We start from the raw sequence: 6,808 nt of genomic DNA, 5'->3' as shown, positions 1-6,808 counted from the left end.
ACACCGGCCCTCTCGGCGGCCGCCTCTGATGTTTATACGCCCCCGCCGCCCCCCTGGGGGCGCCGGCGCCCCCCCCCGGGGCCGGGCGCGCCCGCCCCGCCGTCAGCCCTGACGGACGGTCACATAGGTGCCGCGCGCGGGGGCTTCCGGAGCGCCCGCCGGGGTCCACTCGGCGGTGACCCGGCCGAGGACGGTGTCGTCGTCCCGGGTCGGCCGCAGGACCCGGTGGAACCGCAGGGTGACCGGCGCGTCGGCGTCGGGCACCCGGAGCCGTACGTCGGTGTGGTCGGCGCCGTCGGTGGCCTCCGCCGCCTCGACGGCGGCCCCGGTCCCGGCGGCGGCGTCGAGCACGGCGGCGACGGTCGGGTCGGCGGCGTCGCTGACGGACTGGTGCTGCGGCACGGCCCGCCCGGCGAGGAGGGCGTACAGCTCGGCGAGGAGGACCGGGTCGTGGGCGCCGTCGTAGATCCAGCGGGTGCCGAGCACCCCGTGCTCGGAGGTGCCGATGAGGGCGTGCTCGGCGCCGTCGAGGGGCTTGCCCCGGTACGTCATCGGCACGAGGTACGCGACCGCGTCCGGGCCCTCGCCGTCGGTGACGGCCATGAACTCGATGCCCACCTCGCCCTCGGGGTCGTCGAGCCGGAACCCGCCGGCCTTCACCGGCCGCGCCGCCTCCGGGCCCGCCGCGTACCAGGGCCGGGTGGGCAGCCAGTCGGCGAGGAGTTCCAGCTTGGTCGGCCGCATCGTGGTGTGGTGGACGGTGGCCATGGGCAGATCGTTTCCTCTCCTGGGAACCGGGGCCGCCAACGTAACAGAACGGTAACCGGACCCCGTTGTTCCGTTGCGGCGACCCCGTGTGATGATCCCGGGGACGTGGATCCGGACGCGATCCACGGGGGAGAATGAACATGGGATTCACGGACGCCAACGGCGTCGACCTGTCGGGTGTCACCGGCAGGCTCATCCAGACGGTCGACCTGGTGCAGGGGCCGGCCCCGCAGGCGATAGCCACCGACACGGTCAACGGCCACGTCTTCGTGTTGCAGTTGGAGTCCTCGGCGACCGCGCCGGGCGACTCGGGCAACATGTACCTGAACCGGATCAACCGCGCGACCGGCGCGGTCACCGGCTCCATGCGGCTGAAGGGCTTCGGGCACGGCCTGTCGATGGGCTGCCAGCCGGTCGGCGCCGACAGCTACCTGTGGACCGAGTGCGGTCCGCTGCACATCACGAGCACCGGCGTCGCGTTCGGCAAGTCCGTCACGCGCTTCAAGTTCACCGCCGGCGCGGAGCTGGACGCCACCGCGATCCCGCAGGCGCAGAAGTTCACCGCGCCGGGCTCGACGGCCGGCACCGGTCCGTCGTTCGACCCCACCACCGGCCTGCTCACCGTCATGTACCACAAGGACGGCAAGCGGCACTTCACCCGGTACGACGCGAACCTCGCCGCCGCCGGGACCTGGACGCCGGTCGGCACGACCTTCGTCATGCCGGCCGGCGAGGACGTCACGCCGTCCGTGCCGTCGCCGTACCCGCTGGAGAAGACCCTGACCTCGCAGGGCTACCAGACGCTGGGCGACGTGCTGTACGCGTACCACTGGGCGCCGTACGACACCGAGACCTACCCGGACACGCCGAGCGCCTTCCCCGGCGTCGCCTTCATGACCTCGTACGACTGGGCCGGCGGGCAGCGGCTCGACCGCCAGGTCGTCACCGCGGCGGACGGACTGGAGCGGCGGGAGCCGGAGGGCGTCGCCGTCGAGGTGGACCCGGCCACGCAGGAGACCCGGCTGCTCTTCGGGTTCAGCAACACCGTGCCCGGCACGACCGGTTCGCGGGACGTCACCGTCTGCTGGTACCCGACGAAGCCCGCCGTCGACGGCGTCAAGGTGCTCTCGGACTGGGTGGACCTCACCCTCGCGTCCGGCGTCACCGCCGGCACCGAGCGCCCGCGCGGCCGGCTGGTCGCCCTCGCCGGCACCACCTACCTCCAGCTGCGCGGCACCCTGACCTGCTCGCTCACGGCGGACAGCAAGATCGCGACCCTGCCGCACCGCATCCGCCCGACCCGCCTGGCCCGGCAGAACGTGCCGAGGAACAACAACACCGGGCGGTGCGTCTGCCGGATCGAGGCCAACATCCGCGGCGAGCTGTGGGCGTACGGCGCCTACAGCGACAACGCGATCACCTGGATCGACCTGGACGGCGTCTCGGTCGCCTGGCGCTGACCACCCGTCCCCCTCACCCCTCACCCCACACTTCACTCCGGAGAGTCCCCTCATGACCCAGCAGTCGTCCGCGCCGTCGACCAGCCGCCGTTCCCTGCTCGCCGCCGCGCTCGCCACCCCCGTGGCCGCCGTCGCCGTCCCGCTCGCCACGGCCGCTCCGGCCGCCGCCGTGGACCCCGTCGACGGCTGCCAGACCGTGGTCGACTGGACCGCGATCACCCCCGCGGCCGGGGTCACCCCCGACGCCGGCGCCCCGCTCCAGGCGCGGGTGATCCGCCTCGCCGGCACCGAGTTCCTCCAGTTCCGCGGCACCGTCACCTGCAACTTCACCGCGGACGGCACCCTCGGCACCTTGCCGGCCACGATCGTCCCGCCGAAGCTGACCCGCGGCGTCGTGGCCCGCAACAACAGCCAGGGCATCAACGCGGTCCGCGTGGAGGCCAACACGGCCGGCGCGGTCAAGGTCTACGGCCCGCAGGCGTCCAACCCGGTCACCTGGATCCAGGTCGACAACTTCTCCTCCGTGCTGCGCTGACCGTCGTCCGTGAGGACCGCCGGGGTGGGGCCGTCCGGCCGGACGGTGAGCCCGTAGGCGGTCCTCACGGGCACGGAGCGGAAGCGGGGGACGAAGCGGGGCAGCAGCAGTTCGAGGAGGGCGACGGTCTCGCGGAGCGCGAACTGCAGGCCCAGACAGGCCCGGGGTCCCATGCCGAACGGCAGGTAGGCGGCGGGGTGCGCCGGGCGGCGGCCGGGAGTGGTGAAGCGGGCCGGGTCGAAGGCCTCGGGGTCCGGCCAGAGCCCGGGGTCGCGGTGGACCAGGTAGGGGCTGACGACCAGGTCGGTGCCGGCGGGCAGCGCGTGGCCCGCGAGGGTGTCGGCCTCGGCGGCGTGACGGGGCAGGATCCACGCCGACGGGTAGAGGCGGAGCGTCTCGTGGACCAGGGCCTGGACGGCCCGGCGCCGTTCCGGTGAGCCGTCGGGCCCGGCGGCGAGGGCCTGGGTCCGGGCCTCCGGGTGCCGGTCGAGGAGCAGATACAGCCAGGTCAGGGTGGTGGCGGTGGTCTCGTGCCCGGCCACCAGGAGGGTGACGAGTTCGTCGCGGATCAGCCGGTCGGTGTACTCGGGACGGGTCCCGGACGCCTCGACGAGGACGTGCAGCAGACCGGGTCCGTCGGGCCCCGCGCCGCCGTCCCGGGCGGCCCGGACGGCCCGCTCGGCGACGGCGTCGACCCGGGCGACGTCCGCGGCCACGGCGGCCTGCGCGGCGAAGCGGTCGGCGGGCAGGCTCGGCAGGGCGGCCACCACCGAGGCGACGGCGGCGAGTTCGCGCTCGGTGGCGGGGTCGAGCGGGTGGCCGGTCAGGGAGCGCCAGATGGTGTCGAGGGCGAAGCGGCGCGTCTCCTCACCGAGGTCGAAGACCTCCCCGGTGCGGGCGTACGCCTCCCAGCGGGCGGCGGCCACGCGGGCGGCGGCGGTGATCCGCGCCTCGTACCGGCGCATCCCCCGCCCGGTGAACTGGGCCTGCAGCAGGCGGCGTTGGCGCTGCCAGGCGTCTCCGGTGGCGGAGAGGACGCCGTCGCCGACGAGGACGCGGGCGCGGTGGGAGCGCTTGACGTACCGGTCGGGGTGGTGGGCGAGGACGTGCCGCACGGCGTCGGGGTCGGTGACGAGCACGGTGGGCGCGGCGCCGGGCGCGGGGCGGAAGGCGCCGATTCCGCCGAGCCGTTCCCTTACCAGGGCGAGGAGTTCGACCAGTCCGGCGCCTTCGGCCTGGCGGCGGGCGACGAGCTCCGGGTCGAGTTCGGGGAGGGGCCGAGCCGCCGGCGCGGAGGTCTCGCGGGCGCCGGGGTGGGGTGCGGGGATGGCCACGGCGGGGCTCCTGTTCGGCGTCCGCACGCCCTCGCGTGCGGGGTGGCGCGGTCATCTCGCACTGTAGGGGCGGGAGGTCGCCGGACGACAGCGCGCCTCCGGCCGTGGCGCCGGGGCGTGGCGTGAAGTGGGCGTTGTCCCGGCCGTGTGGAGTGCTCACGGCGGCGAGGAAGCTCTGCCGACGACAGCCACCGGCCGCCTCGCCGGCATCTCCGGCATCGCCGTCATCGCCGTCATCGCCGTCAGTCCGTGGGGTCCGGCTCCTCGTACGACTCGAACCAGTGGCGGTCGAAGTACCCGGCCATGCTGAAGGGGTGGTGCGGGTCGGTGAGCACCCGGTACAGGAACTCGGTGATCGTCCCGTCGAACCGCACCCAGGAGGAGAAGTCGTCCCCGGTGGCGAGGATCGGCCAGCGGTCGGGATCGGTGCCCTCGGTGAGCCAGTAGAAGGTGGTGGCCTGCTCGGTGTCGCCCCACTGGAGGAGGCCGCCGGGCGCGGGGTACACCTCGTACGGCTTCCAGAGCCTGCCGCCGTGCACCCGCACGAAGTCGGCCTGCCGGAGCGTGTTCCCCACCAGGTCCCCGCCGCGCTCGTCGGATCCGGGGGCGTACACCCGGAGGAAGCCGTCGAAGGCGCCCTCGCCGAAGACCTCGGCGAACTGCCGGTAGTCGACGGGGAGCGCGGTGCCGAGCCGGGCCTCCACGTCCGCCCAGTCGACCGCGGGGCGGGGCGCGGCGAGGTCCCGGCCGGTGGCGGCGAGGATCCCGCCCAGCCAGGTGGACCCCTCGGGAAGCTCCGCCGCCGGGCCCCGGCCCTCCGCCACCAGCAGCACGGGCCGCACCCCGTCGCCGGCCCGGACCGTGCCGAGTCCGATCCACCGCCCGCCGTGCGACCAGGCCCGCATCCGGACGACCCGCTCGCCGAGGGCGGTGAGCAGGGGCAGCCCGGTGTGGTCGGTGGCGGCCGGGTCGACGTCGCCGTCCACGGCCAGGTTCCGCGCCGGCCCGTACCGGGCGACGAGGGCGCGCCGCAGCGCGTCGAACGCCTCCTCCCCGGCCGGCGGGGCCAGGCAGTGGTGGCCGTCGGCGTGGCCGGGCTCCTGGCAGCGCAGGTCGCCGGTGTCGGCCCAGGCCAGGCGGTGCAGGAAGGCGAGGAGTGCGGAGTGCTCGTCGGGTCGGTCCATGGCGGGCATGCAACCAGACACCACCGACAACCCGGCGCGCCGGTCCCGGCCACCCGTTCGATCGCACGGGCCGACACCCCCCTCGCACGGGCCGACACCCGCCCGCCCCTCGCACGGGCCGACGGACGGGTGACCCGCGTGCGCGTCGCCCACCCGCCCCGGCCGCCCGGCCGTCACCCGCGCCGATACTCCGGCCATGAACCCAGCCCGTACCGCGTCACGGCCGCGCCTCGCCGCCCTCACCGCGCTCCTCGCCCTCACCGCCCTCGTCCCCACCGCGAACGGCCCGGCGACCGCCGCCACCGGCCCCACGGGCGGCGACGCCCCGCACCGGCCGTGCGTCGCCTCGAAGGTGCCCGGCCGGGGCCCGGCCCGCGAGGTGCTGCGGATCGCCGAACGGGCCAAGGCCGAGCTGGACCTCACCTCGGTGATCCTGCGCGTCACGGACGGCGGCCGGGAGGTCGTCACCACCGCGCTCGGCGAGTCGATGACCGGCGTCCCGGCCGACCCGGCGATGCACTTCCGGAACGGCAACATCGCGATCAGCTACATGGGCGCGGCGCTGCTGCGCCTGGTCGACCAGGGCAGGGTCCGGCTCGACGACCCGGTCTCCCGCTGGCTGCCGGAGCTGAAGGACGCCGACCGGATCACCCTGCGGATGCTCGCCGCCTCCACCACCGGGCTCGTCGACTACGTCCGGCTCCCCGCCTTCCAGCAGGCGGTCGTCGCGAACCCGTTCCGCCAGTGGACCGCCCGGGAGCTGGTGGCCCTCTCGACGGAGCGGGAGCGGTGGTACGAGCCGGGCACCAACTGGTCCTACTCGCACGCCAACTTCGTCCTCCTCGGCGCCGCCCTGGAGAAGATCACCGGCACCCGGCTCGACGTCCTGCTGCGCCGTCAGGTCCTGAAGCCGCTGGGGCTCTCCGAGACCCGCAACAGCTTCACCCCGGAGATCCCGGAGCCGGCCCTGCACGCCTACACCGCCGACCGCGGCACCTACGAGGAGTCCACCTTCTGGAACCCGTCGTGGACGACCGCGCCCGGCGCCGTGGAGACCACCGACATCTGCGACCTGGCCCGCTCGGCGGCCGGCATCGGCTCCGGCGAGCTGCTCTCCCCCGCGTCCTACCGCGAACTGCTCGACCCGGGCACGGTCGGCCTCGGACACGCCACCGAGAAGTGCCCGGCGACGGTCTGCCTCGCCCAGACCGAGCGGACCCACTACGGCTTCGGCGTGCTCGTCCTCGGCGACTGGATCGCCCAGCACCCGCTCTTCTTCGGCTACTCGGCCTCGCAGGCCTACCTCCCCTCGCGGGGTCTGGCCATCGCCGTCTCGACCACCCAGGGCCGCGGGACGCCCGCCGGCCACACCGCGCACCTGATCGCCCAGCGGATCGCCGCCGCCCTGGAGCCCGGCCGGCCGATCCCCGACTTCGGCTGACCGGACGGGCCCCGGCCCCGCCGCACCCCCCCCGCCCGGCCGGGGGCGCGGGGGGTGGGGGGCGCCCTCGGGGCGTACTCAGTATG

6 protein-coding genes are annotated in these 6,808 nt (G+C 75.1%); 3 read left to right on the top strand and 3 right to left on the bottom strand.

The window, feature by feature from the left end; genetic code table 11:
- Positions 1-102: 102 nt before the first annotated feature.
- Entirely contained in the window at positions 103-768 is a 666-nt protein-coding gene (locus ACFW1I_RS31790) for a 1,4-alpha-glucan branching protein (protein WP_384676424.1), read from the bottom strand.
- A gap of 140 nt (positions 769-908) precedes the next feature.
- Here ACFW1I_RS31790 and ACFW1I_RS31785 point away from each other — a divergent pair, with 140 nt between their 5' ends.
- Positions 909-2,228: a hypothetical protein gene (locus ACFW1I_RS31785; RefSeq protein WP_384676422.1), complete on the top strand. Its 1,320-nt coding sequence runs from the start codon at positions 909-911 to the stop codon at positions 2,226-2,228.
- Positions 2,229-2,280: 52 nt separating this feature from the next.
- The gene (locus ACFW1I_RS31780; RefSeq protein ID WP_384676420.1) at positions 2,281-2,763 is read left to right on the top strand and encodes a hypothetical protein; all 483 of its coding nucleotides are present in this window, start codon (positions 2,281-2,283) and stop codon (positions 2,761-2,763) included.
- Here the strand turns inward: ACFW1I_RS31780 and ACFW1I_RS31775 are convergent.
- Positions 2,694-4,091 carry a cytochrome P450 gene (locus tag ACFW1I_RS31775; protein ID WP_384676443.1) on the bottom strand — a complete coding sequence of 466 codons (1,398 nt, stop codon included), beginning with the start codon at positions 4,089-4,091 and terminating at the stop codon, positions 2,694-2,696. The genes ACFW1I_RS31780 and ACFW1I_RS31775 overlap by 70 nt on opposite strands.
- Before the next feature lie 248 nt (positions 4,092-4,339).
- Positions 4,340-5,281 carry a hypothetical protein gene (locus ACFW1I_RS31770; RefSeq protein WP_384676418.1) on the bottom strand — a complete coding sequence of 314 codons (942 nt, stop codon included), beginning with the start codon at positions 5,279-5,281 and terminating at the stop codon, positions 4,340-4,342.
- A gap of 196 nt (positions 5,282-5,477) precedes the next feature.
- Between ACFW1I_RS31770 and ACFW1I_RS31765 the strand changes: the two genes are divergently transcribed.
- Positions 5,478-6,722, top strand: coding sequence for a serine hydrolase domain-containing protein (locus tag ACFW1I_RS31765; protein WP_384676416.1), 1,245 nt, complete (start codon positions 5,478-5,480; stop codon positions 6,720-6,722).
- Positions 6,723-6,808: the final 86 nt, after the last annotated feature.

This window comes from Streptomyces sp. NPDC058955 (assembly GCF_042741435.1).
In the GTDB taxonomy this organism is placed as follows: Bacteria; Actinomycetota; Actinomycetes; order Streptomycetales; family Streptomycetaceae; genus Streptomyces.
This window is presented reverse-complemented; position numbering and strand designations above follow the sequence as displayed.

Coding starts and splice junctions, on each gene's coding strand:
- ACFW1I_RS31790 (WP_384676424.1), bottom strand. CDS start 768: ATGGCCACCGTCCACCACACCACGATGCGGCCGACCAAGCTGGAACTC.
- ACFW1I_RS31785 (WP_384676422.1), top strand. CDS start 909: ATGGGATTCACGGACGCCAACGGCGTCGACCTGTCGGGTGTCACCGGC.
- ACFW1I_RS31780 (WP_384676420.1), top strand. CDS start 2,281: ATGACCCAGCAGTCGTCCGCGCCGTCGACCAGCCGCCGTTCCCTGCTC.
- ACFW1I_RS31770 (WP_384676418.1), bottom strand. CDS start 5,281: ATGGACCGACCCGACGAGCACTCCGCACTCCTCGCCTTCCTGCACCGC.
- ACFW1I_RS31765 (WP_384676416.1), top strand. CDS start 5,478: ATGAACCCAGCCCGTACCGCGTCACGGCCGCGCCTCGCCGCCCTCACC.